The following is a 24,539-nucleotide window of genomic DNA, read 5'->3' on the forward strand; positions in this document are numbered from 1 at the left end:
GCACTGCGTTACAGAAAGTATAGGAACTGCCAACAAAAACGCCCCGCACGCGGGTCTCACGGTTCAACACTCACAGCTTGCGCAGCGGCGGGATAGACAGCCCCGTATGGAATAGTGACGTTGGGGCGGCAGAGATATCCATTGTTTAAATGGCACTCCGCTGCCAGCAGCGCGGCGTCCTGGGATTCGGTCTCGACGCCTTCAACAATGACTTCTAAGCCGTAGTGCCTGTCGGCCAAGACGATGTCCGCGAAGTGCCGGCGCCACTTGTGTCAACGTGGCTCACGAACTGCAGGTCAATATTCAGAAGATCAAACTGTAAGCCGCCCAGCAGATCCAGGTTGCTGTGCTGGGTGCCAAAATCGTCGATCGCGAACCTTACTCCCTTAGCCTTCGGCGCGGTGAAGACGGCTGCCGTGCGCGCGCTCTGGCCGCGCAACGAATGAGTGTAGATCACAGCGGCAACCGCGTTTGCGGTGTCGTGAAAGCCGTTAACGAACTGGGAGCCAAGCGCGATTGCCAGAGCGAAACCAGCCAGAATGTAGGGAAATGCCGAGCTCTCCTGGACTGGCTCGAGGACAATGACCACACGGATGCCGACAGACGCAACGCCGACCAACGATCAACTAGCCAAACGAATCGCTTTCCAACGAAATCGTGTTTGCGAATAACATGCCTCATGCCTTATGGTCGTGGAGAAATCTAAAGAACTGCACGCCCTCTTGCAGTCGCCGTTTCATCATCTCCCAACTCACCAGCATCTCACGGACTATCTCCCAGATCTTCGACGGCCTGAAATAAAAGCGCTTGTAGAATTCTTCCACTCCGAGAAAGATCTCCTCGCGAGACAGGTGCGGATCACCGATAGTCGAGGCTTTGGGTACCCGCGGAATTGACGAGCGTGATGACCCTGCTCTCTTCCAGCCAGCCATTCTCTAGAGCCTGCTCATGAAGAACCGTTCCCGGATAGGGCGCAGCAAGTGACACCTGGATCGTGTGAGGGTTGATCTCTTGCATATTGGATCGTCTTCTGTATTGTCTGTCTTGTTTCCCCAGAAAGCCCAAGAATGAATGTGCCGTGGATCTTGATACCGAGCTTGCGGCGATCGTCACTAAAGCGCCTTGCCATATCAGTGCGCAACTCTTTCTTGACGTTCCGAAGGATCTGATCGTCGCCAGACTCATAGCCCACGAACAAGAGACGCAGCCCATTCTCCTTCATCACGTGACAAATGATGCGACAAGGTAAGCGCCTTGGCTTCGGCAACATGTCAACCGGTCTCTTCTGAACGCATAAAACGCAGCGCGAAAGCAACGATCCTGGGGATCGTTTCGGGACGCAGTAATCGTCTGTCATAGCCAGAAAAGCGCCGTTCGTTTTCCGTGAGACACAGCGTCATGAGTTCGCGCACACTCACCTTCACGGGTGATAAAGATTCCGCGCCGTTTACCGTGAAGTTATTATCCTGCTTGTGCTCCTTGCCGTCGGCATCGAAGGTTTGGGCAAGCCGCATTCGTTCCCAGCCGAGAAACGCCCATACCGCCGCCACCTTCAACTCGAAGCGAATGCGCCGCCACCAGGACAGCTTCGCCCGATGCCATGCCGCCCAGTTTGCAAAGAGCAGGATATGCCGACACTCCTCTTGCATTACCGGTTCGAACGTCTCAACCAGTTCAGGCGGGAACAGCCCTGAACGCCGGGCGACTTCGAACAGACCGAACGCGAAGAAGCTGTCGATACACTCGCTGTAGCCTGTGACCAGGTAAGCCCATTCGGGATCCTTTGGATAAACATACGGTGCTTCGCTCGCAAGTGGAATGCCATACGCAGCGACCATTCGCGAAAGCACTTCCTTATGACGGTTCTCCTCCCACGCATTTAGCGCGAGTGCGTCGCGTACGTCGGGCTCGCTGATGGTGCCTGCGTATGCAGCCATGCGCAGCCGAGCCCTACCCTCCGTCTGCACTGCGATGTCCCAGATGGGGAGCGAAACAATCCTCTCCAGCGCATCAGGTCCGAGCGCCGGCCAGTCGAGGACCGATGGCCGGTACGGGCTGAATGTCTCACGAAACATCCTGCACATCTCGCTGCGATGCACATCGGACCCCGGCTTCAGCATACCCGTAGCGGTGCTTGTCCACTGCCTGACCTGCCGGTCTGCTGCTTCGATGGCCGCTTGATCGGGCTTGCGCTGCGGCAGTACAGGTGAGCGGAAGCCTTCAATCAGCTGTTCGACAGCGAATCCGTCGAGGGGAGGTTCGTTCATTTGGAAGCGCCCAGGTGGATGCAGCACTGCAAAAGGATGAGATCCGTCGCCGATGACGGAACCTCGCGTCTGCGCTTATCACTTCAATTCAACCACGAATGGCAATTTCATGTTCACGCGATCATTTGCCATTTGCGCTGCCGGGCTTCAAGGTTGGTGAGCGCCGAAAGCAAAACGAACGTTCAGCCAGTTCCCAGACAACGAGTCCCGGCACAAAGAACGGCAGATCCCGAACGCGCCGGCCGCCCGCCAGCGCGAGGCAGGTGGGCGCATCGAGACCTAGCAAGCCTCCGATCTCAACGAAGCTGCCTTCCTGCAAGCCAATGTTACCCGGTACGAAAAAGGCAAAACTACTCAACAGCTCGGTTAAGCGTTCGCGCAGCGCGTTCAAACGGGCGTGCATGTTGGACCGTGGCGAAGAGCAAGAGGACCGGCATGATGCCCGCAAGATGATGACGACAGAAGTCAAAGGCAAAGCCGACGCGGATCGTCTCGCGCGCGTTCTGGTCAACCGGAGCGCCGCTTCCGTTGCGGACACCTGTTAGGTCACGAAAGTATCAATCCGTGCCATCGACAGACTGCTCCCAGGTGAAAAGGACATCGTATTGGCCAGTGCGTATCATCAGGCCGTAGTCGCAGCGGGAGGCGAGTTTCCAAGACTCAGCCCAGCAGCACCGGCATCATCACCGCCACCGGCAGCCGCAATTGACAGGTCTCCGCACGGCGAAAGGGAACCACGATAATGGAAGGGAGCTGGCGAGATATTCCTCGCGCTCGCGCGCACGGTGTAGCAAGGAAAACGACCGGTGAATGAAGCCGGTCGAAAACTGACGGCCGGTATGGGCCTCGTTGCATCGGCACTTCTGGCAGGCTCCATGGTTCGCGGTCTACTTACACTGGATGGCTTGGGCCTGCCGGTGCCGGTCGCCGGCACCGCCGGCGCGATCGTGTGGTAGCAATAGCGTCGAACGCGCGGGCGTATACGGTCGGGGCCGAGGCGCTCGCCCGCACAAAGACATAGGGGAGGACGCGCTCGTTAGCCTGACCCGACAGACGGTCGGTCTGCCGACCTTCGCTAGGTGGAGCGTCCCGTGGAGGCAAGCATCGTCCCGCGGCATCGACGGTGACCGCAGCGGCAATCATATTGCGCGCGTATGGCAGCAGACAGCCGGCCCTCTACTGAGAGCCCATACGTGATGAAAAGCTCCTCGCCCGGCTTGATATCCGAAACCGCGTGGATGTGTACTCTTCCACCGGACTCGACGGCCTCGCAATTGGCGACGCAGGCGTGATTGAGCCAACGCGCGCTATTGCCACCAAGCGAACCGTCGATGACCCGCCCATCGGATAGCCCAAATAGGAACGTGTGCCCCTCCTTGCCGAATCGGCGATGGCGAGAGATAGCCTGTTTCCAGCTCATGACCGTGCCGGCATACTCAAGGATGAGTTCGCCCGCGCTGATCGGTCGCAGCGCAAAGACGCCGCGACCGTGAACGCCCGAGCGGCGGACAGCAATTCTTTTCATCAGTACCCGTTGCAGTGAATGTCGAACGCGCGCTCGTTAGCGTGACCCGGAGCAGACTTGACAGCAACTCGCGCCTGGTAGAATCGTCCATCATACTCAACGAGAATTCAACCAGATGGAACGCTACAAGGATCTGCTTGCGCAGAAGGAGCAGCTGGAGAAGCTGATCGCCGAAGCGCACTTCGGGAACCGATCTGAAAGAGGGGCGGTTGAATCAGGGGTGGTATCCGTCTTGACAGCAGACCCATTTCGCGCGTCATCCGACCGTATGTTCCAGATCCGTTAAGTGATGCCGAGCCAGGTGCACATGCACGGTGGCGCCTGAAAGACTATCGAGCAATTGGAGTGCTTCTATGCACCGATCCAGTCCGCAACCACGGTCCGACTATGCGGCCGGTGAGTGGCAGCAGCTGGCCGAACTGAGTCCGACGACGACGGGCTCTGATCGACCCTGAGTGGCCATACGTGATGGTGATGGCGCAACGGCTGCTCACAACGAGACACCGGGCATTGGCGAATCGTTGCTCAGTGAGCGTTGGAGACACCAGGGGCGGTGGTGACACGATTGGCCAGCGCAGCGCTTTTGTCGCGCCGTCGCAAACGTCACTTAGTCAGGCTCGGTGTGTGTCTTTGTCGGCCTATCCTCCTATTGCCGCGTCACGTCATTTGAGGGCGGCAAGAGCCATCTCGATGAGTTGCTGCTGTCGTGCAGTGGCATCGCTGCTCTGTTTGCGCAAAATCATAAAAAGAGAAAGTGGATCAGGCGCATTTAAAGCGATCCGATGGATCGTGCATCCGGTTTCCGTGGACAATGGCAGCGTTAAAAAGCTGGGAACAATGGCCCAAGCTCCATTTCTTAGCATCGGCGCGAGCATGTGTGCTTTCTCGACCCAATTTACATGCCGCGAAAGCCCGCGCCGAACACGCCATAGATCGAACTGAGGCGACCATGGCAGATGAATTTCTCTAGATGGATCTAGGGAAGGTCTGCACAACATGTTTTCATGTGCGCCGATCTTTTTTCACGTTGGGCGTATCGGCCGCAGAGTCTGCCAGCAGGTTGATCGTGCGGCTTTTGAAGCATGATGACCTTCGTTTGCCGAGACTCACGGCCTGATGCGCCGGGCGTTTCACGCTTTGTTTAAAGCCTTGCGCGCCATCCAGAGGTTGCCCAGCGCAAACAGTGTCGTGATCTGCGCGGTGTTCTTCACCAATCCTCGGTAGCGGGTCTTCGTGTAACCAAACTGCTGCTTGAGCACGCGAAACGGATGTTCAACCTTGGCGCGCACGCCAGCCTTCAGGCGCTCAATCTGGTTGTATATCGCGTCCAGACGATTGGTCAGGTCCAGTTGTCGACGCTTGCCCGGTCGCATCGCGACATGCCAGCGTACCGGGTTCGCCTGACATCGCTTTTCTATACCCTGATATCCGGCGTCAGCGTACACATCCTTTTCCTGGCCGTGCAACAACGCTTCGGCCGCATTGATGTCGTGCACGTTGGCTGCCGTACCAATGACGGTGTGGACCAGCCCCGACTCTGCGTCCACGCCGATGTGCGCTTTCATCCCGAAGTACCATTGATTCCCTTTCTTCGTCTGATGCATCTCCGGGTCCCGTTTGCCAGAGCCGTTCTTTGTCGAACTCGGTGCGCTAATCAAGGTCGCATCGACCGCTGACCCTGCCTTCAACATCAAGCCTTTTTCACTCAGGATCTCATTGACCAGGGCGAGCATCTGCGCGGCCAGTCCGTGCGTTTCGAGAAGGTGGCGGAACCGCAGAATCGTGCTTTCGTCTGGCAAACGCGTCATACCTTCGTCCAGCCCCGCAAACTCACGGTACAGCGGCACGTCATAAAGCGCCTCTTCCATCGCCGGGTCCGAAAGCCCAAACCACTGCTGCATGAAGTGAATCTGCAGCATCGTCGCAACCGGAAACGGCGGCCTTCCAGTCTTACCCTTCGGATAGTGCGGTTCGATCAACGCAATCAACCTCGACCATGGCACAACGCGCCTCATCTCATCGAGAAATTCCCGCTTGCGCGTGCGTTTCGTTGAAAGATCCAGGCCAAGACCGAGCTGTGTCATCGAGGAACTCCTTTAATTCCCGTTCTTCCAGGATAGGACAACCAGACTTCGACGCCAGGACTTTTGCAGACCATCCTTAAATGTGGGAGGCGATGATTTTTTTATTGACCTGCTGTTTTATCACCTGAAGTTGCGATGCTACGTCGTGATTGAACTGAAGGCGGGGGAATTCAGGCCGGAGCATCTGGGGCAGTTGGGTTTTTATCTGACCGCTGTGGACAGGCAGGTAAAGGGAGAGCATGACAACCGCAGCATTGGCCTACTCCTTTGCAAGGGTAAGAACAGGCTGGTGGCCGAGTACGCGCTGAGCGACAAAAGTCAGCCAATGGGGATTGCCGAGTTCAAGTTGCTGCAGGACCTTCCCGCCGAATTACAGGCAAGTCTGCCGAGTATCGAACAGATCGAGCGCGAGTTGGGCGGCATGGATAAAGATGAGCCGTGATGCAGCCGCGCATTCACGGATCGTTGGCAACGTTCGAACGTAAGCGTGGCACCAGCGAGGTCTTGACCGGAGTTCGTTTCGGGCTGCTGTGCGCAGCTGAGCGGCAACTCGACACGGCATGAAGACGCTCCGTAGCGGAGTCTGCGCACCTAAATGCCGATGCGGCAATTGCATATCGCTAGAACTTCGAATGCCATCAACGGGGCCGCGTTAGCATTGACAGTTTCCTCACTCTGCCTCAGGAGTCACAGGCGATGTCCAACCCTCCCCGCTTCGGCGTTTGGGCGCTCGTACATGGAAGCCGTGCAGCGCTGCAGGATCCTGCGGAACCGTACGACGCTTCGTGGGCGCACAACAAGGCACTTGTGCTCGAAGCCGAGCGGCTCGGCTACGACTCCGTGCTCGTCGCGCAGCACACCGTCAATCCGCATGACCCTTCGCTCGATCAGCTCGGAGCGTGGACCGCGTCGGCCGCATTGGCGGCGCTGACGTCGCGCATCGAGATCATCGCCGCAATCAAGCCGTATCTTTACCATCCGGTCGTGCTCGCGAAAATGGCGCAGCAGATTGAACACATCAGCGGGGGACGTTTCGCGATCAACCTCGTCAACGCCTGGAATCGTCCGGAACTCGAACGCGCCGGCATTGGCTTTGCCGAACACGACGAGCGCTATGCGTACGGCCGCGAATGGATCGCCGTCGTGGACGCACTGCTGCGCGGCCAAGCCGTCACTCATCGCGGAGACAACTTTCGCATCGACGACTATCAGTTGCGTCCGGCCGATCCGTTCCGAGCACGGCCGCGCATCTATGTCGGCGGCGAGTCGGAGCCGGCGCGCTCGCTCGTGGCGGCTCATGGCGATGTGTGGTTCATCAACGGGCAACCGCACGACGACGTAGCGGGTCTTATCGCGGATGTCTCCTCGCGCGCGCGGCCTCCTGGACACGATGCGCTGCGCTTCGGCCTGTCGGCTTTCCTGATCGCTCGCGGCACGCAGGCCGCCGCCGAAGCGCACCTCGATCACCTGTTCGCCCTTGCAGACCTCGACAAGCCGCTCCGCGAGCGGCAAAAGGCGAACATCGATCCGAATGCAGTCATGCACCAGACGTTCGCGCGCTCACCTCGGGTGGGTTCGAACGGTGGCACGGCTGCGGGCCTCGTCGGCGACTACGACACGGTCGCTCGACGCGTCGTCGACTTCCACCGCGCCGGCATCGAACTATTCATGCTGCAGTTCCAGCCATTCGAGGCGGACATGGCCGCGTTCGCCGAGGAAGTCATGCCGCGGGTGCGCCGTCTGCTTGGCTGAGCGCGCGGGTCTTCGCATTTGAATCGCAAGCGAAGACCTCGCGGGCGCCTAAAAGAACGCGCCGTTGGGCGGCAACTGGCCGCTCAGCATATGCTGTCCGAGCAGACTTTCCTTGTATAGCCGGGGGTTGTGCGACGCAATCACCTTGATGTTTCGCCAATGCCGGTCGAGTGCGCCGAAACGCGAGACGACCGAGCCCGAGCCGAGATCGAGCAGCCAGCTTGCTATTTGCGGAGCAAGGTCATCGAGCCTCGTCCCGGGCGTAGAAGCGTGAAAGCGTCCGTCCCATGACATCAGCCTCAGCGAAGCCAGTAAGTCGCTCGACAGAAGAATTCCAGGTTTCGATGCGACCGCCCGAGTCCAGTGTGACAAACGCGAAGTCGTTGACACTTGTGTAGATTCCGGCGAGCCAGGCCTCGGTCTGCCTGGCCCGGCGCTCGGCAGCGACCTGTCGCGAGATATCCGATAAGACGGTCATTAACAGGTTCGTGGCCACCTTGATGATGGAGCAGCCGAGGACCACCGGTCCATCTTTGGCTTGTGTCACGAACACTCGATGGTTCTCGCAGACGGGACCACGCTCCGCCTGAAAACTGCTCACCAGATTGCGAAGCTCCGGTGCGACGGACGCGAGGCTATCAAAGATGTTTTCAATGCTTCCGTCTTTCACCAGAGGCATCAAAAGCTGTGCCGCGAGCGGGTTCATCATGTCAACAACGCCGTCTGCATCACTGCGGACAATGCCGACTGGCGAGAGATACATGAAAGAAAGCAGGGTCTCATACTCCGACTCGAGCTCAGTTCGTTCGAGGTGGTCCGCGCTCACTTCACTGCCCTTCGCTCAATCAACACGAACCGCGTCGCGTGCTCCGGAGCTTTGAGCAACCGCAGTCTCACGGGCGTGGGGCGCATCCGCAAGGTCAGCACGTAGGTAACTATATGGTCCAGTTCGTCCTCGTCGGCAAATCGCTGCGCCACCATGAAGTTATTCATACAGGGCGCAATCTCTCCTCGAACAAATGCTTCCCGAGCACTCTCTCCGCTCGCAATCCGGCGCTCCTCGCTTCGGTCTCGTTGTACACAGTGACAATCGCGTCTGGAGCGAAGCCGATAACGCCGAAAGGCAGCGCATCGAGGTACTTGCCATCCAGCGCAAGGAGTTCTTCAATCCGCACAGCTTCAAATTCTTTATTCAATTTTGTCCTGCCTCATCCTGTCACTCGGAATCGGCTTGATAGTCTGGTTCACGCAATACACGGGAGGAACCACAGGCACTCCCAAGTGCGCGATGCTCACGCATCGCAACCTTAGCTCGAACGTCGCACAGATTCGTACATGGCTGGGTTCGGCGTTCTGTTCTACGCCTCAGACCATTCTCACACCGCCCACTCTTTCATATATTCGCGCTGACCGCCGGTCTGCTGATGTTTGTTGAAATTGGCGGCCACAATGTCCTGGTGACGGATCCCCACGACCTTGCCGCGCTCGTCAGAACCATGCGCCACGCACGGCCCACCGCGCTGCTAGGCGTGCATACACTGTTCAATGCCCTTCTCGCCGCACCGCATTTCGACGGTATGGACTGGTCACGCCTGCATCTCGTGATCGGCGGCGGCGCAGCGATTCAGGCTTCGGTTGCCGCGCGATGGCAGTCAGCAACGGGAGTGCCGATTATCGAAGGGTACGGGCTGACCGAAGCGTCGCCAGTCGTCTGCGTGAATCCGATGGATGCAAAGCACTTTTCCGGATCAGTCGGTCATCCGTTGCCTTCAACCGAGGTTAGCATCCGTGACGACAACAACGCAGTTGTCGCCGCGGGTGTCATCGGAGAAGTCTGGGTCCGGGGCCCGCAGGTCATGCGCGGCTACTGGATGAACCCCGTCGAGACCGCGGAAGTGATCTCGACCGAGGGCTGGCTTCGCACGGGGGACGTTGGTTATCTCACGCCCGCGCAGATGCTCGTCTTGGTGGACCGCAAGAAAGACGTGATCGTCGTGTCCGGTTTCAAGGTTTACCCCTCGGACGTCGAAACCGTGGTCTGCGCGCTTGCGGGCGTAAGCGCCGCTGCGGTAGTTGGCGTGCCGGATAAAAGGACCGGACACGCCGTCAAACTATTCGTCGTCCGGTCCTCGGCGGATCTTACTGCCGCCGCCGTGCTGGAGCACTGCCGCGCTAATCTAAGCGCCTACAAGGTTCCCCGGTCAATTGAATTCCGTGACACCTTGCCTCTGAGCCAGCTCGGCAAGGTACTCCGCCGAACGTTAACCTGACCGAGCCAGGGATGCGATTGCAGGGTAACGGCGCGTGATTGCGCGCGAGGCGCAATTCAGCAATTGACGACGATCAAGCGCCCTCCTCCCCGTCGCGCCTATGCTGAAATCCCGACACGGAAGCGGTCGTGCGATATGAACGAAGACGTCACCCGCCGCCGATCGAGCGACGCCCAACGGTTGCTCGATATAGCCGAGGCTTTCGCCGCTGAAGTCGGCCCACGGGGATACAGGCCACATGGCGTCACGCTGAACAGCGAGTTCGAACGTGACCTTGGCCTCGACAGTCTCGCGCGCACCGAACTGCTGGCTCGCATCGAGAAAACGCTCGGCGTGCATTTTCCGGTTGCGTTGTTCGAGCAGGCGAAGACGCCCGGCGATTTACTGCGCGCACTTGAAGGAGAAACATCGGGGCAACCCGGGTGCGCAATCGGCACCGCTGAGCTTCCAGCGCCGACCGACACCCTTGACCCGCCGATCGCAGCACAAACGCTGGTCGAGGCATTGCAGTGGCACGTATCCCGGCGACCTGAACACACGCACATCGTATTTCTCGACGAGGAAGCGTCGTCACACACAATGACCTACTCGGCGCTGTACGAGGCAGCTCTACGGGTATCGAGCGGGTTGCACAGACTCGGCGTGAACCCCGGCGACACCGTCGCACTGATGTTGCCGACCGGTAACGACTATTTCGCCTGCTTTGCGGGAATCCTGCTCGCCGGCGCAGTAGTCGTGCCGGTGTATCCGCCTGTGCAATCGGCACGGATCGACGATCACCTGAAGCGACACGCGGCCATTCTGCTGGATGCGCGCTCACGCGTCATGATCGTGCCGTCACACGCACTCGTAGCAAGTCTTCTGGCAAAGGCGCGGATACCGACGTTGCGTGAGATCGTGACGACGCATCAGCTCATGGGCGAAACGGACAATGAGCGGTATATCCCTCGCGCACAAGACGTCGCGTTGCTTCAGTACACTTCCGGTAGCACAGGTGCGCCAAAAGGCGTGGTGCTCACACACGCCAATCTGCTCGCCAATATCCGGGCGATGGGAGAGACTGCCCGGATCGAGGAACACGACATCTTCGCGAGCTGGCTCCCTCTGTACCACGACATGGGCCTGATTGGAGCCTGGTTCGGGCCGCTTTACTTTGGTATCCCGTTGATTCTGATGTCCCCGCTGACGTTCCTCGCACGTCCAGCGCACTGGTTGCAGGCGATCGGCCACTACCGTGCCACCATTACGGCGGCACCCAACTTTGCCTACGAGCGATGCACGCGCCGGATCGACGACGCCGATCTCGAAGGCGTCGATCTGTCTTCATTGCGCCTCGCATTCTGCGGCGCAGAACCCGTCAGCGCGCCGACCATGCGAGCATTCGCCTCACGCTTTGCCGATCATGGGTTCAGGGAAACCGCCCTGACCCCCGTCTACGGCCTGGCGGAAAACACGCTTGGACTCGCGTTTTCGGAGCCGGGCCGCGGGGTGCGAACAGACTGTATCAGTCGCAGCCGACTGGCTGAGTTACAGCGTGCAGCAAAAGCGGAATCGCCAGATGACGCACTCGAACTGGTCTCGTGCGGACGCGCATTACCCCGCAACCAGATCCGCATCGTTGACGTCGACGGCAATGACGTATCCGAAAGAACGGTTGGGAGAATTGAATTCCGAAGTCCATCCGCGACGCGTGGGTATTTTCAGAATGCGGAGCTGACCGCGCGGCTAATTCATGATGGCTGGCTCGATACCGGCGATCTGGGATATATGGCCGATGAAGAACTGTTCATCACGGGCCGCGTAAAGGATCTGGTGATTCGGGCCGGGCGTCACTTCTTCCCCTATGAACTGGAGGCGGCTGTCGGGCATCTGCCTGGCGTGCGCAACGGTTGTGTCGCAGTGTGTGGAACGCCCGACATTGAGACCGGTACCGATCGCCTGATCGTCATTGCGGAGACTCGCGAAACGGCACCTGAGGCAATCGCGGCGATGCGCACTGGCATTAACGAAGCCTCCGTGGCTCTGCTGGGCGCTCCGCCGGAAGAAATCGCTCTGGTCCCGCCGCATAGCATTCTGAAGACATCGAGCGGCAAGATTCGTCACGCGGCTACGATGGAGATGTACCTGCGTAGTCGCGGGAATCTCCTGCCACGCCCTGCGTGGCTTCAGTGGCTCGACATCGGAACGAACACCGTACGGCCAATCGGCCGGCGGGTTCGAGCCGCCGCCGGGCAGATCGCCTACGGCGCATGGTGCTGGCTGGTCGTAACCCTGATCGCCATACCGACATGGTTGATGACCGTATCGCATCCGGACGCCAGGCGAAACTGGGCGATTGCATCGCGCGCGGCACAGCTAGCCCTCATGCTTGCAGGCATTCGCGTGACGGTACGCGGTGCCGAACTCATCGACATGGCGCGGCCGGCCATCTTTGTTGCGAATCACGCGAGCTACCTTGACGGCCTCGTGTTGCTGGCGGCCATCCCCATGCCGCTTGGCATCGTCGCCAAGCGTGAGTTGGCCGGCGGATTGTTGATGGGTGCCTTCCTTCGGGCAATCGGCACCCGCTTTGTCGAGCGCGTCGACTATCCGCGCATGGCCGAAGACGAACGCGAACTGCTGAAGCAGGCGACGGCTGGAACCTCGCTGCTCCTCTTTCCTGAAGGAACATTCGTCCGATCCGCGGGACTGCGGCAGTTTCGTCTCGGCGCCTTTGTGGCCGCCTGCGCATCGCACCGGCCTGTCGTACCGGTCGCAATCGCGGGCGCACGCGTTGTGCTTGCCGATGGACAGTGGTTGCCAACGCGAGCCGACGTAACAGTTACCGTGCTCCCCGCTCTGGAACCAACAGGAGAGGACATGAAGGCTGCTGCGGGCCTGCGCGACGCCGCACGCGATGCAATAGCAGGCCATTGCGGGGAACGGGTTCTGAGTGAAATTTCCCCACTGGACATACCCACTCGTCACGACGCTATTTGACTACGATGTTCGTGATGCGCAAATCAATGCCCATATAACCGCGTCTGAAAGCAAACGCGGGTCAACGCCTATAACCGGAAGGGCCTCCGAGTTCCACCACTGCGCCGGAGTCATCTCCGACCTTTCATCGCTCGCTCCACCCGCACCGCGGTCACCTTGTATTCGGGTGCATGTACCAGCCGATCGCGCACGGGGGAAGTGACGCGGTTCACGAACAGTTCAGGTCGGTGGAAGGTGGTGAACAGCTGCCCCGGCCGTACGTGCCCGGTCACGCGCAGCGGCAGCGTAGTCGCGCCATGCCGGCTACGCACAAGTACCGAATCGCCATCCGCCATCCCCAGTTGCGCTGCGTCCGCCGGGGACATGTCGAGCGTATCGGTCGGGCACAGCTGCGCGTCAGGCGTGCGGCAGGTCATCGTGCCTGCATTGAACTGATACAGCGTGCGACCGGTGGTCAGAAGCAAGGGGTAGGTATCGTCGGTGGTCTCGCACGTGGGTATGAAGTCGATTAGCGCCAGCGCAGCGGTCTTGCCGATCGGAAAGTGCGTCCGGTGCAAGATCGGTGTCCCGGGGTGTGCCTCGCCTGGACAAGGCCAGTGAAGGCTTTCTCGTTCCAGCCGGTCGTAGGACAGACCGGCCCCGTCTGGCCAAAGCGTACGTACCTCGTCCCAGATGGCGCCCGGGCTGTCAAAGCTGAAGCCTCGCGCATGGTCGAGCCTGGCAGCGAGTGCCTGGACGATCCACCAGTCCGGCTTGGCAACGCCTGGCGGCGGCACCACGCGGCGGATGCGCTGCACCCGCCGGTCCGCGTTCATGAAGGTGCCGTCTTTTTCGAAGAACGACGCGGCAGGCAGGAACACGGTGCCGAACGAGCGTGCGGTCTCGTTGACAAATAGGTCTTGTACGATCACCAGATCCAGTTTCGCCAGCGCATTGCGGGTGGCTGTTTCGTTGGCCAGCGACAGGTAGACGTCGTAACCACACGCCCACAGCGCCTTGAGCTTGCCGTCACGCGCAGCATCCATCATCTGCAGCAGATCCAGGCCATGCGTGGCGGGTAGCCGGCAGTCCCAGGCGGCTTCGAAGCGCGGCCCGGCGTCCTTGATCAGTTGCGAGCCGGTCAACGAAACTGGGTCACATCCCATTTGCGCCGACCCTTGTACATTATTCTGGCCGCGCAAAGGGTTGATGCCGGCGCCAGACTTGCCGAGATTGCCGGTCAGCAAGGCGAGATTGATGAGCGTCATCGCGCCCTCCGTGCCTTGCAGGTGCTCGGTCACGCCCAGACCATGAAAACACATCGCCGGCTGGGCGGTTGCATAAATGCGTGCGGCGGCACGGATGTCCGTTGCTGTAACGCCGCAAGCATCTGCAACCCGCTCCGGGGCGTACTTCGTGACGAAGGCGGCAAAGTCCTCGAAGCCGGTCACCCGTTCGGCCAGAAAGGACCGATCGACCAGGCCTTCGTCGATCAGCGTCGCGGCCATGGCGTTGAATAGCGGAATGTTGCAGCCGGGCCGCACCGCCAGATGAACATCGGCAAGCTGCGCAAGTTCGGTGCGGCGCGGGTCCACCACCACGAGCCTGGCTCCATGCAGGACAGCTTGCTTGATGCGCGCACCGACGATGGGGTGGTTCTCGGTCGGGTTGGCGCCGCACAGCAGAAAGGCGTTGGCGACTTCGATGTCGTCAAAGCAGTTGGTCGCGGCTCCGGTGCCCAGCATGGTCTTGAGCGCCTTGGCGCTGGGGGTATGGCAGACGCGTGCGCAGCAATCGACGTTGTTTGTGCCTAGCACCACGCGGGCAAACTTCTGCAGCAGATAGTTTTCCTCGTTGCTGGCGCGGGCTGAACCCAGTACGCCAATCGCGTCCGGCCCGGCGCTAGCGATGATCGCGCGCAGCCGGCTGGCGATGAAATCGAGCGCATCGTCCCAGCTTGCCGCTTGCCATTCACCGCCGCGGCGGATCATCGGTGTGACGACGCGATCCGCCGCATGGTTGAACTCGAAGGCATACCGGCCTTTCGCGCACAGGTGGCCCCGGTTGGTGGGGTGATCTGCGGGCCGCACCGTCACGACCCGGCCATTACTGCAGCCGACCTCCATCTGGCAACCAACGCCACAGTAACCGCACGTGGTGCGGGTCCAGTCGGTCGGCTCGCTCGGGCTGCGCTTGTCGAACAACGCGCCGGTCGGGCAGGTATCGACGCACGCGCCGCAACTCACGCAGCCGCCATCGAGCAAGGTCGGCCCCTTGCCGGGTGCGACATGGGTTTCTTCGCCGCGCTGCCAGGTCTCCCAAACGAACTGACCCTGCACGTCTTCGCAGATCCGCACGCAGCGATAGCAATGAATGCAGCGCTCCATTGCCACGCCGAGATAGGGGTGACTGTCGTCATGGAACAGCGGAGCGAGCATCGCCCCGCCTGCCGTCAGGTTGTAGCGGGCAAGGAGTTGATGGAAGGGCCGCCCTGGTTCGGCGACGACAGCTTGCGGTTGGTAGTGTGCCGCGATCAGCGCCAGATTGGTTCGACGCAACGCCTCCAGCGCCGGCGTATGAGTGTGCACCTGAATGCCATCCTCTACAGTGGCGGCGCAACTCGCGACCGGCCGGGGCTGGCCGTCGATTTCCACCACGCACAGTCGGCAAGCGCCGGCCGGGGGCAAGCGTTTGTCATGACAGGTATGCGGCACCGCCGCACCGGCCTGCTCCAGTGCATCCAGCAGGCACGTACCGGGCCGCACTTCATGCGCGACGCCATTGATCGCTATCCGAAGCATGCCGACCACTCCTCACCGTAATGAGTCTGCACGGCGCGAGCGAACTCGGTCAGGCCGCGCCCGTGCCCACACAAGCTGGTGGCCGCGAGTGCCTCCAGCAGCGCTTCACATTGGGCCGCATCGTCACTGCCACGCCTCGGGCCGCCTTCCTTAACGGCGGCGAACATGGCCGCCAGCCTTGGCGTGCCCAGGTGGCATGGTGTGCACTTACCGCAGGACTCGCGCGCGCCGAAGCGGAACACCTCCTCGACGATGGCCATCAGCGGTGTATCGTCGGCAAAGGCGATCACGCCCCCGTGACCGACTGCGCAACCGATTGCCTGCATTTCCTCGTAACCCAGCCGGGTACCGAGCAGCGCGGGCGGCACGATCCCGGCCAGTGGCCCGCCCACCATAACGCCCTTGAGCTGGCCGCGCCGCAGCCCGCCGCCGAGTTCGTCGACCACGCACGAGAGCGGAATGCCGAATTCCACTTCGTATAGCCCCGGTCTGCGGAACAGGGAGTTGAGCGACAGCAACTTGGTGCCGCGACTCTGCGAGAAGCCCAACCGGGCGTAAGCGTCCGCTCCGTGTGTGACGACCCAAGGTACGGCGCACAGGGTTTCCACGTTTTGCACCAGGGTCGGCAAGCCGAACAGCCCGTGCTCCGTGAGCTGCGGCGGCCGCAGGCGCGCTTCTGGCCGGCGGCCCTCCAGCGCGTTGAGTAGCGCGGTCTCTTCGCCGCACAGATAACTGCCTTCGCCAATCACGCATTCAAGGTCGAATTGCTCACCTAGCCAGCCGGCGGCCCGCGCCTCAAGCAATGCGTTGGCGAGCACGCGCGCTGCATCGGGGTATTCCTTGCGCAGGTAGATATAGCCGTGCGTCGCGCACGTCGCATGGGCGGCGATGATGGCGGCTTCGATCAGGCGGAACGGATCGCGCTCCAGCAGAAAGCGATCGGAGAACGCACCGGGATCGCCTTCGTCTGCATTGATCACCAGATACTTGCGCGGTGCGTGCTGCGCTGCCATGGCTTGCCATTTCCGGCCCGCCGGAAAGCCTCCTCCCCCGCGACCTCGCAATCGGGCAACGTCGATCAGCCGCACCACATCCGCCGGCGGCATGGACAGTGCGCAGAGGCGTGCCGTGCCGCCACCGCACTTCTGGTATTCGGCCAGCCCACACACACCACCAGTGCTCACGTTTTCCAGTAGCACACTGCGGCGGCTGTGGACCGCGATATGCGGCGAGGTGTCGTGGTCGGCGTCACTGGGCGCTGCATAGCACTTGCCGAGGCAGTAGATCGGTGAGCGCTGCTGACACGCCTTGGTCCAACGTGCGGGGTTGTCCGCACGGGCGGCGAAGCAGGCCAGACCGTTGCAGGCACAGCCTGTCAGTGGCATGCCGGCCAGATGATAGAAGCTGCTGGTCGCGGCGTGGCGTTGCATCGGCTTCATCTCGCGCTCCTTGCGTACCGGGACATGGTACGCCGTTGAAATGACTTGTCGTGTAACGTCAACGACGTCTCGTCCGGAGCGACTCTCGAAGCCTTGCAATCTGCATGTAAGAGATCCCGGCCACAAGACCATAAAGAATGTGCAGGCTAAGATTGGTCCACGTTCGGGCATCGATGAACCACGCAAACACCGCTGTCATGACGTAGAAATTCACGAGGTAGAGAAATGCACCGAACACTGCTCCCACGATCAACGTCATTAACAAGTCGGAGTAAACGTTACACACTTCAATGAGCGCTGCGAGAACAAGTGAATACCCGATTGCCAAAGTCAAATGACCCGTGAGCGTCACTATCAGCACTGCGATATTGTATGAGACCGGCTCCACGAAAACACTGTCCCCCATCACAATGGCGGCGACCATGCGAATCGCTCCCCACAGGCTCCCGCCGTTTGCAATGATCACGCCTATGGCAGAACACATAAGAACAGCTGCCGCGATCACGCCGGCGACTATTGCTGCACGCCAATCAGGAGTTCTGCGTTTGAGCTGGGCTTCGTGAAAATGAACTTCCATCACAACCACCGTCAATGCGAGGAGACGACAAACGTCAGAGAGCCTTTGCCTCTTTGTGTGAGGGGTACTTCTCTTTTGTGCTTTTCATCCGGCGATGAGGTACGCACATCCATTGGCCATCTGTGCATGATTAAGCAAACTACCCCGTCGGTCCAGACATGCAGTCGCGGTTCGCAAGCGTCCGAATCGATTACTGAAACCGGTTGCGTGTGCTTTCAGCATGGACCATGTCCGCCCCCAATGTGAATTTCACGCCGCCGTTTCCATCAACATGGCGATTTTTCCGGCCCTCGCTGCTCGGCGAGTGTGCGCTGTACCTTGCTGACGAAATCCTCGAGCAACTGGCTGGTTTTGCCACGTTTCGCTTCGCGTGCAGTTATCTTGCATTGGGCTACAGGCGCGCTGCCGACGAGCGCGCGCATCTGCGCAAAGGCGGATTCGCTGCCACGCGCTCCCAGGCTGCAGAAGAACGCGACGTGGCGCAATCCCGATTGGTTCGCGATAAGGTAGGCGCGAACCGGCGATGCGAGAGATCCTGACCAGATTGGGGTTCCGACGATCACTAATTCATACGACGAAGGATCTCTCCTGGCCGGCACAACATCGGCGGGACGCTGATTAATCGCCTCAACCAGCGAGCGCAAATAGCCAAACGGGCCGGCACGGCCACGCCGATCGAGAATCTCTTCGACATCTGCGTCCAGCATCTGGCCGAGCGTCAAAGCGATTGTGCGGGTGACACCCGATCGCGAATAATAGACGACCAGTATTCTTTTCTTTTCCATTTCGACACTCCTGCAAACCTGAATCACGTCCGCACGAATGGCGTCAGGAACGCTTAATCTCAGAATAGAGGTCGGCTTGCATCGGTTCATGATCTACATCAAGACGGATACTGCATGCGAGTTTGCATCGGAGAGCGAGGGAATCCTTGGGTGTGGGCGTGCGATTGCCGGGGCCACTCCAGAATATTTCACGCGACTCGTCCCTTGATACTTTGCTGAGATTCAGGTTAACGTTGATCTAAGGACAAGCACGCTCTGCCCACTGCCCTTCTGCTCCGGCCGTGCCGCTATGCCTGACAAGCCCTTTCAATCCACCTGACGCAGATCAACCCGGCGGGTAGCGTCACGCGCGATTCTGGGCACATTGCAACAGTTACGGAATCCGAAGGGCTGTCGACGGCGACTGTCAGTGCAGTCTTAGCGCCACTGGCTCCGTGCATCCCGCCGCGTAGGGGTCCGAGGCTGGCGGGCGACTCGGAATCTACATCACGAGGTACAGCCGGCGCCGAAGGCGCACGCGTGGGCGATAACAGCGATTAGTCGAGTCTCCAGGAACATGACGATCGGGCATCTGATCGTGGCATGAGGCGCCGTCTTCGTGACGGTTCAAATCTACGTTGTCAGCGTGCGTGACGACCGACGGTTACTCGCGCAACGACGGGTTCTGCGCGATCCAACCGGGATCCGGTTCAGATGGTTGAGCACGCGTATCGTCAGTTCAGCATCTGCGCTTCCGATATCTGGAGGTGAATCGTGCTTATCGGTGTGCCACGGGAAATCAAGGATCAGGAATATCGCGTCGGACTAACCCCAGCAAGCACTCGGGAACTGATGAGCCGTGGGCATACGATACTGGTTCAGTCCCGAGCCAGCGCGGAAATCGGCCTTGCGGACGAAGCCTATGTCGCTGCCGGTGCGACCATGTGTGAGAACGCAGGCGAGATTTATTCGCGTGCCGACATGATCATCAAGGTCAAAGAGCCACAAGCAGTAGAGCGCGCCATGTTGCGTCGGGGGCAGACTCTCTATGCCTTCCTGCATCTGGCGCCCGATCCCGAACAGACCGCAGCGCTAGTGAAATCCGGCGTGGTCTGCATTGCCTATGAAACCATCACGGGACTAGGCGGCACCCTACCGCTGCTCGCGCCGATGAGCGAAGTGGCTGGCCGCATGTCGATCCAGGCGGCGGCTGCCAACCTCGAAAGATCGAAGGGAGGAATGGGACTGTTGCTGTCCGGCGTACCGGGCGTCGCGCCTGCACACGTGGTCGTGATCGGTGCCGGTGTCGTCGGATCTCACGCGCTGCAGGTCGCCGTTGGAATGGGCGCAAAGGTCACGATACCTGACAGGAACGCCGACTGGTTGCACCAGTTCGACATGATCTTCGATAATCGCGTTACCACGCTCTACTCGAACGTTCACAGCATCGAGGAATCGGTGCTGGCCGCCGACGTGGTGATCGGTGCAGTGCTCGTTCCGGGTGCCACCGCACCAAGGCTGGTCACGCGCGCTATGTGGTCGCGAAGATGAAAGCCGGTGCGGTCGTGGTCGACGTCGCGGTCGACCAGGGCGGATGCTTCGAGACATCCCATGCAGCCACACACACCGAGCCAACTTACATCGTCGACGGGGTGATCCATTGCTGCGTTGCGAATATGCCAGGGGCTGTCGCCCGAACATCCACGTTTGCGCTAAACAACGCCACGATCGGGCCCGCAATCTCACTCGCCGACAAGTGATGGAAGGCGCGCGCTGGCCGAAGACTAACACCTCAGGTCCGGTTTGAACGTCTGCGCTGGCCATGTCACTTACGAAGCGGTGGCAAGGGCGCACGGCTACGCGTACGCGCCGGCAGATGGGCTGCTTACCTGAGGTTCGTGCCACCCGTTCGAAGACCCTCAATGTTTCGCGCCAAAAGAGGGGCATTGGGTTGCGCGCGATGGCGCCTCGCCTGTCGCGCCATGGCGCTGCCCCCCATGCCCTTGATCGCGGAGGCCCGTTGCCACTGAATCGGGCTTGACGCATATCAAGGAGCGACCTGGCACCGTACCTAGACTTAAAAAATGATTCTGGCTGCATGCTCGTAACCTTCGACTGACAAGATCACGCTCCTCAGGCCGTCGGCTCATGGCCGGCAGCGCTGCAGGGGGGGTGCACCTCCGGAAAGAGGAAAGATGGACCCATCATCGATCATCCGCAAGACCGCCGCTGATCGACGGCTTGCACCCAATTTTGCCGACTACGAAGGCGAGCGAGACCGCTTTTCCTGGGAGGCGGTGGCTAACGCACTGTCGGACCAGCCGCGTGGCGAACTGAATATGGCATGGCAGGCGGTGGACCGTCGTGCATCCGGCAGTTTGCGTGAAAAGGCCGCTTTCCGTTTCCTTGTCGACGGTGCACCAGGTCGGGTTCTCAGCTACGGCGAACTCTCCGCCCTCACCAACCGCTTTTGCAACGTGCTGCGTGCCCTTGGCGTCGGCAAGGGCGAGCGGCTTTTCATTCTCTCGGGCCGTATCCCGGAGCTTTACATCGCCCTGCTCGGCAGCCTGAAAAACGGCACCGTGGTTTCGCCACTGTTCTCGGCATTTGGCCCCGAGCCAATCGTCACACGCGTCAATCTCGGCGCCGGGGCCGTGCTGGTGACGACGGACGCGCTCTATGATCGCAAGGTCGCCAGCTGGCGCGACCGCATGCCGAGCCTGAAGCACGTGTTGCTGGTGGCGGAGGATGGCGGCACTACGGCCGTGCCGGGCACGCTCGATCTGGCGACGCTGATGTCAGACGTGCCGGACGCATGCGAGATCACACCGACCGCAGCGGAAGACATGGCGCTGTTGCACTTCACCAGCGGCACCACCGGCACGCCCAAGGGAGCCGTGCATGTGCATGCCGCCGTCGCGACTCACTGGGCTACCGGCTGGTATGCGCTCGACCTGCACGCCGAGGACATTTACTGGTGTACTGCGGACCCGGGCTGGGTGACGGGCACCTCTTACGGCATCATCGCGCCGCTGCTCCACGGTGTGACTTCGGTCGTCGACCGCGAAGAGTTTGACGCCGAACGCTGGTACAGCATTCTTCAGAACGAAGGGGTGAGCGTCTGGTACACGGCACCGACGGCGATCCGCATGCTGATGAGGGCTGGCGCCGTCATCGCGGAGAAGTACACATTCCCGAGGCTGCGATTCGTTGCCAGCGTCGGCGAGCCGCTGAATCCGGAGGCGGTCTGGTGGGGCAAAGAAGCGCTGGGCCTACCTATCCACGACAACTGGTGGCAGACAGAAACCGGCGGCATCATGATCGCCAACACGCCAGCCTTCGATATCAAACCCGGTTCGATGGGCCGGCCGTTGCCCGGCATCGACGCGGCAATCGTGCAGCGCCAGCAGGACGGCAGCGTCCAGGTGATCAACGAGCCTGGCAAGCAAGGTGAACTGGCCCTCAAACGTGGCTGGCCCTCCATGTTTCGCGGATACCTCAACAATGAAGAGCGCTACCGCAAGAGTTTCTCCGGCGACTGGTACCTGACCGGGGATCTGGCGCAGCGGGATACAGACGGCTACTACTGGTTCGTCGGCCGGGCCGACGACGTCATCAAGTCGGCGGGGCACCTGATCGGTCCGTTCGAGGTCGAAAGCGCGCTGATGGAGCATCCAGCCGTAGCCGAAGCCGGCGTGATCGGCAAGCCCGACCCGGTGGTTGGTGAGGCGGTCAAGGCATTCGTGTCGTTAAATAAAGGTTTCGAGCAGAGCGAAGCGCTACGCATGGAACTGCTGGGCCACGCGAGAAAACGCCTCGGCGCAGCCGTTGCGCCGAAGGAGATCGCCTTCCTAGCACAACTGCCGCGAACGCGCAGCGGCAAGATCATGCGCCGACTGCTGAAGGCTCGTGAGCTGGGTTTGCCCGAAGGCGATACATCGACACTGGAAACCGGCTCATGACACCAGTCGACCACCCGGCCCCGCCGCCGCCGAGCGGCCCGTTGCCTTACGACAAGGACTTCGCGCTCAGGCTGCTGCGCGACATGTTGCGCATCCGCCGGCTCGAAGAGAAATGTGCCGAACTGTATGGCGCTGGCAAGATACGCGGCTTCCTGCACCTCTACATCGGCGAGGAAGCAGTGGGTGTCGGCGCACTGCACGCGCTGACACCCGAGGATAATACCGTCGCCACCTACCGCGAACACGGTCACGCGCTGGTGCGCGGTATGGACATGGGCGTGCTGATGGCCGAGATGTACGGCAAACAGGAAGGTTGCGCTCGCGGGCACGGTGGCTCGATGCATCTGTTCGACCGGGCGACGAGGCTGTTCGGCGGCAACGCGATCGTCGGCGGCGGATTGCCGGTGGCGGTCGGACTCGCGCTCGCCGAGAAGATGCAAGGCGGCCGACGCATCACCGCGTGCTTCTTTGGTGATGGAGCAATGGCGGAAGGTGCGTTCCACGAATCAATGAATCTTGCTGCTTTATGGAAGCTGCCGGTGCTCTTCTGCTGCGAGAACAACCTCTATGCAATGGGTACGGCACTGGAGCGCTATGAATCCCAGACCAACCTCTGCATCAAGGCAGCTTCTTACAACATGCCAGCGGTGGCGGCAGACGGCATGGACATTGTCGCAGTGCACGACGCGGCGAAGCAGGCCGCGGCGCTCATCAGGAGCGGAGAGGGACCGGTATTTCTGGAGTTGCGCACCTACCGGTTTCGTGCGCATTCGATGTACGACGCTGAGCTCTACCGCCAGAAAGCCGAGGTCGAAGAGTGGAAAACACGCGGCCCGATCCACACCTTTTCCGCACGTTTGAAGGCCGATGGCAAGTTGACCGAGGAGGAATTCCTCACCCTCGATGCCGCAGTGAACACAGAGGTGACCAAGGCTGTTGCCTTTGCCGAGGCAGGCACCTGGGAGCCGGTCGAAGACCTGTTGAAGGACGTATATACGCCCGCGGGAGCCGTTTCATGAGTCGCCGTCTGAGCTACCGCGAAGCGCTGCGCGAGGCACTGCGCGAGGCACTCGCGGGCGACCCGCGTGTCTTCCTGATGGGTGAGGACGTGGGCCGCTACGGCGGCACGTACGCGGTATCTTCGGGACTGCTCGCCGAGTTCGGTCCCGAACGCATCCGCGACACGCCGCTCTCCGAACTCGGTTTCACGGGCGCTGGCGTCGGCGCGGCCCTGGGCGGCATGCGCCCCATTGTCGAGGTGATGACCGTGAACTTCAGCCTGCTGGCGCTGGACCAGATCGTGAACACGGCCGCGCTCTACCGCCACATGTCCGGAGGGCAGTTCTCCGTGCCGCTGGTTGTGCGCATGGCCTCGGGCGCCGGCCGCCAGGTGGCGGCCCAGCATTCGCACAGTTTCGAGGGTTGGTATGCCGGCATTCCGGGAGTCAAGGTGCTTGCCCCGGCCAGCATCGAGGATGCCCGCCACATGCTGGCGCCGGCGCTCGCCGATCCGGACCCGGTCCTGATCTTCGAACACGCAGGGCTCTACAACATGGAGGATGAATTGCCCGACGTATCAGGCGTGGATATCAGCACGGCGAAGGTGCGCCGTGCCGGCAATGACGTGGTTATCCTCGCCTATGGCGGCTCGCTCCCTAAAGCTGTGGAGGCTGCCGAGGCGCTCGCCACGGATGGCATCTCGGCCGAGGTGCTCGACTTGCGGGTTCTGCGCCCGCTGGACGACGCGACAATCATGGCGTCGGTGGCCAGGTGCCGCCGCGCAGTGATCGTCGACGAGTGCTGGCGCAGCGCCAGCCTCGCCACCGAAGTGATGGCGCGCATCGTCGAGCAGGCGTTCTACGAGCTGGATGCGCCGGTGGCGCGGGTATGCTCGGAGGACGTGCCGATACCCTATGCGAAACATATGGAGGAGGCAGCGTTGCCCCAGGTCGACAAAATCATCGCCGCGGTGAAACAATTGTTCTCGTGAATGCCCTGCTCGCCCCACCCTCCCTGCCAGGGCGAGGCGGCACCGACATTCATTTCGGTGATCGCCGGATTGCGTGACGCGTCGGTGTCCGGCACCGCTCCCGGCGTACCGCAACCCGCGCACGCCGCGCGGGCTCCCGGAAGGAGACAG

General features: G+C 60.8%; 21 protein-coding genes and 6 pseudogenes. 10 read left to right on the forward strand and 17 right to left on the reverse strand.

The window, feature by feature from the left end; genetic code table 11:
• Positions 1-56: 56 nt before the first annotated feature.
• The 7 genes and pseudogenes from OH764_RS26085 to OH764_RS26115 all read right to left on the reverse strand — a co-directional run bounded on the left by OH764_RS26085 (position 57) and on the right by OH764_RS26115 (position 3,792).
• On the reverse strand, positions 57-239 hold the full coding sequence (locus OH764_RS26085; RefSeq protein WP_498851345.1) for a hypothetical protein: 183 nt from the start codon (positions 237-239) through the stop codon (positions 57-59).
• Positions 215-457, reverse strand: coding sequence for an EAL domain-containing protein (locus tag OH764_RS26090; protein WP_498851298.1), 243 nt, complete (start codon positions 455-457; stop codon positions 215-217). Before OH764_RS26090 ends, OH764_RS26085 begins: the two co-directional genes overlap by 25 nt.
• Positions 437-613: pseudogene (locus tag OH764_RS26095) on the reverse strand (inorganic phosphate transporter); the annotation flags it as partial. The pseudogene OH764_RS26095 and the gene OH764_RS26090, both read right to left, overlap by 21 nt.
• A 64-nt stretch (positions 614-677) precedes the next feature.
• Positions 678-1,225: pseudogene (locus OH764_RS26100) on the reverse strand (hopanoid biosynthesis associated radical SAM protein HpnJ); the annotation flags it as partial.
• Positions 1,226-1,271: 46 nt separating this feature from the next.
• Positions 1,272-2,267 (reverse strand): ferritin-like domain-containing protein, encoded by a 996-nt coding sequence (locus tag OH764_RS26105; protein WP_498849061.1) that lies wholly within the window; start codon positions 2,265-2,267, stop codon positions 1,272-1,274.
• Between the two features lie 121 nt (positions 2,268-2,388).
• Positions 2,389-2,643: pseudogene (locus tag OH764_RS26110) on the reverse strand (hypothetical protein); the annotation flags it as partial.
• A 699-nt stretch (positions 2,644-3,342) separates the two neighbouring features.
• Positions 3,343-3,792, reverse strand: a complete 450-nt coding sequence (locus tag OH764_RS26115) for an SET domain-containing protein (RefSeq protein WP_498849062.1) — start codon at positions 3,790-3,792, stop codon at positions 3,343-3,345.
• Between the two features lie 115 nt (positions 3,793-3,907).
• Here OH764_RS26115 and OH764_RS26120 point away from each other — a divergent pair, with 115 nt between their 5' ends.
• On the forward strand, positions 3,908-4,078 hold the full coding sequence (locus OH764_RS26120; protein WP_498849063.1) for a hypothetical protein: 171 nt from the start codon (positions 3,908-3,910) through the stop codon (positions 4,076-4,078).
• 376 nt (positions 4,079-4,454) lie between these two features.
• Here the strand turns inward: OH764_RS26120 and OH764_RS26125 are convergent, their stop codons facing one another.
• Both OH764_RS26125 and OH764_RS26130 read right to left on the reverse strand, forming a co-directional pair.
• Complete coding sequence (locus tag OH764_RS26125; RefSeq protein WP_498849064.1) at positions 4,455-4,667, reverse strand: hypothetical protein; 213 nt, start codon at positions 4,665-4,667, stop codon at positions 4,455-4,457.
• 255 nt (positions 4,668-4,922) lie between these two features.
• Positions 4,923-5,876 carry an IS5 family transposase gene (locus OH764_RS26130; protein WP_498847679.1) on the reverse strand — a complete coding sequence of 318 codons (954 nt, stop codon included), beginning with the start codon at positions 5,874-5,876 and terminating at the stop codon, positions 4,923-4,925.
• 76 nt (positions 5,877-5,952) lie between these two features.
• Here OH764_RS26130 and OH764_RS26135 point away from each other — a divergent pair.
• Both OH764_RS26135 and OH764_RS26140 read left to right on the forward strand, forming a co-directional pair.
• Positions 5,953-6,318 (forward strand): annotated as a pseudogene (locus tag OH764_RS26135) (PDDEXK nuclease domain-containing protein); the annotation flags it as partial.
• Between the two features lie 254 nt (positions 6,319-6,572).
• On the forward strand, positions 6,573-7,628 hold the full coding sequence (locus OH764_RS26140) for an LLM class flavin-dependent oxidoreductase (RefSeq protein ID WP_498849065.1): 1,056 nt from the start codon (positions 6,573-6,575) through the stop codon (positions 7,626-7,628).
• Positions 7,629-7,676: 48 nt separating this feature from the next.
• Here the strand turns inward: OH764_RS26140 and OH764_RS26145 are convergent.
• The 4 genes and pseudogenes from OH764_RS26145 to OH764_RS26160 form a co-directional block, all read right to left on the reverse strand.
• A pseudogene (locus tag OH764_RS26145) lies at positions 7,677-7,877 on the reverse strand (acyl-CoA dehydrogenase family protein); the annotation flags it as partial.
• Entirely contained in the window at positions 7,870-8,391 is a 522-nt protein-coding gene (locus tag OH764_RS26150) for a PAS domain S-box protein (RefSeq protein ID WP_498851299.1), read from the reverse strand. The pseudogene OH764_RS26145 and the gene OH764_RS26150, both read right to left, overlap by 8 nt.
• A 59-nt stretch (positions 8,392-8,450) precedes the next feature.
• On the reverse strand, positions 8,451-8,621 hold the full coding sequence (locus tag OH764_RS26155) for a hypothetical protein (protein ID WP_498849066.1): 171 nt from the start codon (positions 8,619-8,621) through the stop codon (positions 8,451-8,453).
• Positions 8,618-8,824, reverse strand: a complete 207-nt coding sequence (locus OH764_RS26160) for a PAS domain-containing protein (protein ID WP_498849067.1) — start codon at positions 8,822-8,824, stop codon at positions 8,618-8,620. Before OH764_RS26160 ends, OH764_RS26155 begins: the two co-directional genes overlap by 4 nt.
• 35 nt (positions 8,825-8,859) lie before the next feature.
• Between OH764_RS26160 and OH764_RS26165 the strand changes: the two genes are divergently transcribed.
• The 3 genes from OH764_RS26165 to OH764_RS26175 all read left to right on the forward strand — a co-directional run bounded on the left by OH764_RS26165 (position 8,860) and on the right by OH764_RS26175 (position 12,877).
• Positions 8,860-9,063: an AMP-binding protein gene (locus tag OH764_RS26165; RefSeq protein WP_498849068.1), complete on the forward strand. Its 204-nt coding sequence runs from the start codon at positions 8,860-8,862 to the stop codon at positions 9,061-9,063.
• Positions 9,053-9,898 (forward strand): acyl-CoA synthetase family protein, encoded by an 846-nt coding sequence (locus OH764_RS26170; protein WP_498849069.1) that lies wholly within the window; start codon positions 9,053-9,055, stop codon positions 9,896-9,898. The genes OH764_RS26165 and OH764_RS26170 overlap by 11 nt, the downstream gene beginning before the upstream one ends.
• 135 nt (positions 9,899-10,033) lie before the next feature.
• Entirely contained in the window at positions 10,034-12,877 is a 2,844-nt protein-coding gene (locus OH764_RS26175) for an AMP-binding protein (protein WP_498849070.1), read from the forward strand.
• A 110-nt stretch (positions 12,878-12,987) separates the two neighbouring features.
• On the opposite strand, the gene fdhF is transcribed toward OH764_RS26175, so the two are convergent.
• The 4 genes from fdhF to OH764_RS26195 all read right to left on the reverse strand — a co-directional run bounded on the left by fdhF (position 12,988) and on the right by OH764_RS26195 (position 18,458).
• Positions 12,988-15,657, reverse strand: coding sequence for a formate dehydrogenase subunit alpha (gene fdhF / locus OH764_RS26180; RefSeq protein ID WP_498849071.1), 2,670 nt, complete (start codon positions 15,655-15,657; stop codon positions 12,988-12,990).
• Positions 15,645-17,096, reverse strand: a complete 1,452-nt coding sequence (locus tag OH764_RS26185; protein WP_498849072.1) for an NADH-ubiquinone oxidoreductase-F iron-sulfur binding region domain-containing protein — start codon at positions 17,094-17,096, stop codon at positions 15,645-15,647. The genes fdhF and OH764_RS26185 overlap by 13 nt, the downstream gene beginning before the upstream one ends.
• 58 nt (positions 17,097-17,154) lie before the next feature.
• A complete protein-coding gene (locus OH764_RS26190) occupies positions 17,155-17,673 on the reverse strand; it encodes a hypothetical protein (RefSeq protein ID WP_498849073.1) in 519 nt (172 codons plus the stop codon).
• A 266-nt stretch (positions 17,674-17,939) separates the two neighbouring features.
• Complete coding sequence (locus OH764_RS26195) at positions 17,940-18,458, reverse strand: flavodoxin family protein (protein ID WP_498849074.1); 519 nt, start codon at positions 18,456-18,458, stop codon at positions 17,940-17,942.
• Between the two features lie 753 nt (positions 18,459-19,211).
• Between OH764_RS26195 and ald the strand changes: the two are divergent.
• From ald to OH764_RS26215, 4 genes and pseudogenes are all read left to right on the forward strand, one after another.
• A pseudogene (ald, locus tag OH764_RS26200) lies at positions 19,212-20,330 on the forward strand (alanine dehydrogenase).
• Between the two features lie 302 nt (positions 20,331-20,632).
• Positions 20,633-22,399: an acetate--CoA ligase gene (acsA, locus tag OH764_RS26205; RefSeq protein ID WP_498849075.1), complete on the forward strand. Its 1,767-nt coding sequence runs from the start codon at positions 20,633-20,635 to the stop codon at positions 22,397-22,399.
• Positions 22,396-23,418: a pyruvate dehydrogenase (acetyl-transferring) E1 component subunit alpha gene (pdhA, locus tag OH764_RS26210; RefSeq protein WP_498849076.1), complete on the forward strand. Its 1,023-nt coding sequence runs from the start codon at positions 22,396-22,398 to the stop codon at positions 23,416-23,418. Before acsA ends, pdhA begins: the two co-directional genes overlap by 4 nt.
• Positions 23,415-24,389 (forward strand): alpha-ketoacid dehydrogenase subunit beta, encoded by a 975-nt coding sequence (locus tag OH764_RS26215; RefSeq protein ID WP_498849077.1) that lies wholly within the window; start codon positions 23,415-23,417, stop codon positions 24,387-24,389. The genes pdhA and OH764_RS26215 overlap by 4 nt, the downstream gene beginning before the upstream one ends.
• Positions 24,390-24,539 lie beyond the last annotated feature (150 nt).

The organism is Burkholderia sp. M6-3, assembly GCF_050858985.1.
GTDB classification, from domain to species: Bacteria; Pseudomonadota; Gammaproteobacteria; order Burkholderiales; family Burkholderiaceae; genus Paraburkholderia; species Paraburkholderia caledonica.

What these genes read in the sequence shown, in the direction of transcription:
- OH764_RS26105 (WP_498849061.1), bottom strand. Translation starts at nt 2,267, where the DNA reads ATGAACGAACCTCCCCTCGACGGATTCGCTGTCGAACAGCTGATTGAA.
- OH764_RS26115 (WP_498849062.1), bottom strand. Translation starts at nt 3,792, where the DNA reads ATGAAAAGAATTGCTGTCCGCCGCTCGGGCGTTCACGGTCGCGGCGTC.
- OH764_RS26120 (WP_498849063.1), top strand. Translation starts at nt 3,908, where the DNA reads ATGGAACGCTACAAGGATCTGCTTGCGCAGAAGGAGCAGCTGGAGAAG.
- OH764_RS26125 (WP_498849064.1), bottom strand. Translation starts at nt 4,667, where the DNA reads ATGCTCGCGCCGATGCTAAGAAATGGAGCTTGGGCCATTGTTCCCAGC.
- OH764_RS26130 (WP_498847679.1), bottom strand. Translation starts at nt 5,876, where the DNA reads ATGACACAGCTCGGTCTTGGCCTGGATCTTTCAACGAAACGCACGCGC.
- OH764_RS26140 (WP_498849065.1), top strand. Translation starts at nt 6,573, where the DNA reads ATGTCCAACCCTCCCCGCTTCGGCGTTTGGGCGCTCGTACATGGAAGC.
- OH764_RS26150 (WP_498851299.1), bottom strand. Translation starts at nt 8,391, where the DNA reads ATGTATCTCTCGCCAGTCGGCATTGTCCGCAGTGATGCAGACGGCGTT.
- OH764_RS26155 (WP_498849066.1), bottom strand. Translation starts at nt 8,621, where the DNA reads ATGAATAACTTCATGGTGGCGCAGCGATTTGCCGACGAGGACGAACTG.
- OH764_RS26170 (WP_498849069.1), top strand. Translation starts at nt 9,053, where the DNA reads ATGTTTGTTGAAATTGGCGGCCACAATGTCCTGGTGACGGATCCCCAC.
- OH764_RS26175 (WP_498849070.1), top strand. Translation starts at nt 10,034, where the DNA reads ATGAACGAAGACGTCACCCGCCGCCGATCGAGCGACGCCCAACGGTTG.
- fdhF (WP_498849071.1), bottom strand. Translation starts at nt 15,657, where the DNA reads ATGCTTCGGATAGCGATCAATGGCGTCGCGCATGAAGTGCGGCCCGGT.
- OH764_RS26185 (WP_498849072.1), bottom strand. Translation starts at nt 17,096, where the DNA reads ATGAAGCCGATGCAACGCCACGCCGCGACCAGCAGCTTCTATCATCTG.
- OH764_RS26190 (WP_498849073.1), bottom strand. Translation starts at nt 17,673, where the DNA reads ATGGAAGTTCATTTTCACGAAGCCCAGCTCAAACGCAGAACTCCTGAT.
- OH764_RS26195 (WP_498849074.1), bottom strand. Translation starts at nt 18,458, where the DNA reads ATGGAAAAGAAAAGAATACTGGTCGTCTATTATTCGCGATCGGGTGTC.
- acsA (WP_498849075.1), top strand. Translation starts at nt 20,633, where the DNA reads ATGGACCCATCATCGATCATCCGCAAGACCGCCGCTGATCGACGGCTT.
- pdhA (WP_498849076.1), top strand. Translation starts at nt 22,396, where the DNA reads ATGACACCAGTCGACCACCCGGCCCCGCCGCCGCCGAGCGGCCCGTTG.
- OH764_RS26215 (WP_498849077.1), top strand. Translation starts at nt 23,415, where the DNA reads ATGAGTCGCCGTCTGAGCTACCGCGAAGCGCTGCGCGAGGCACTGCGC.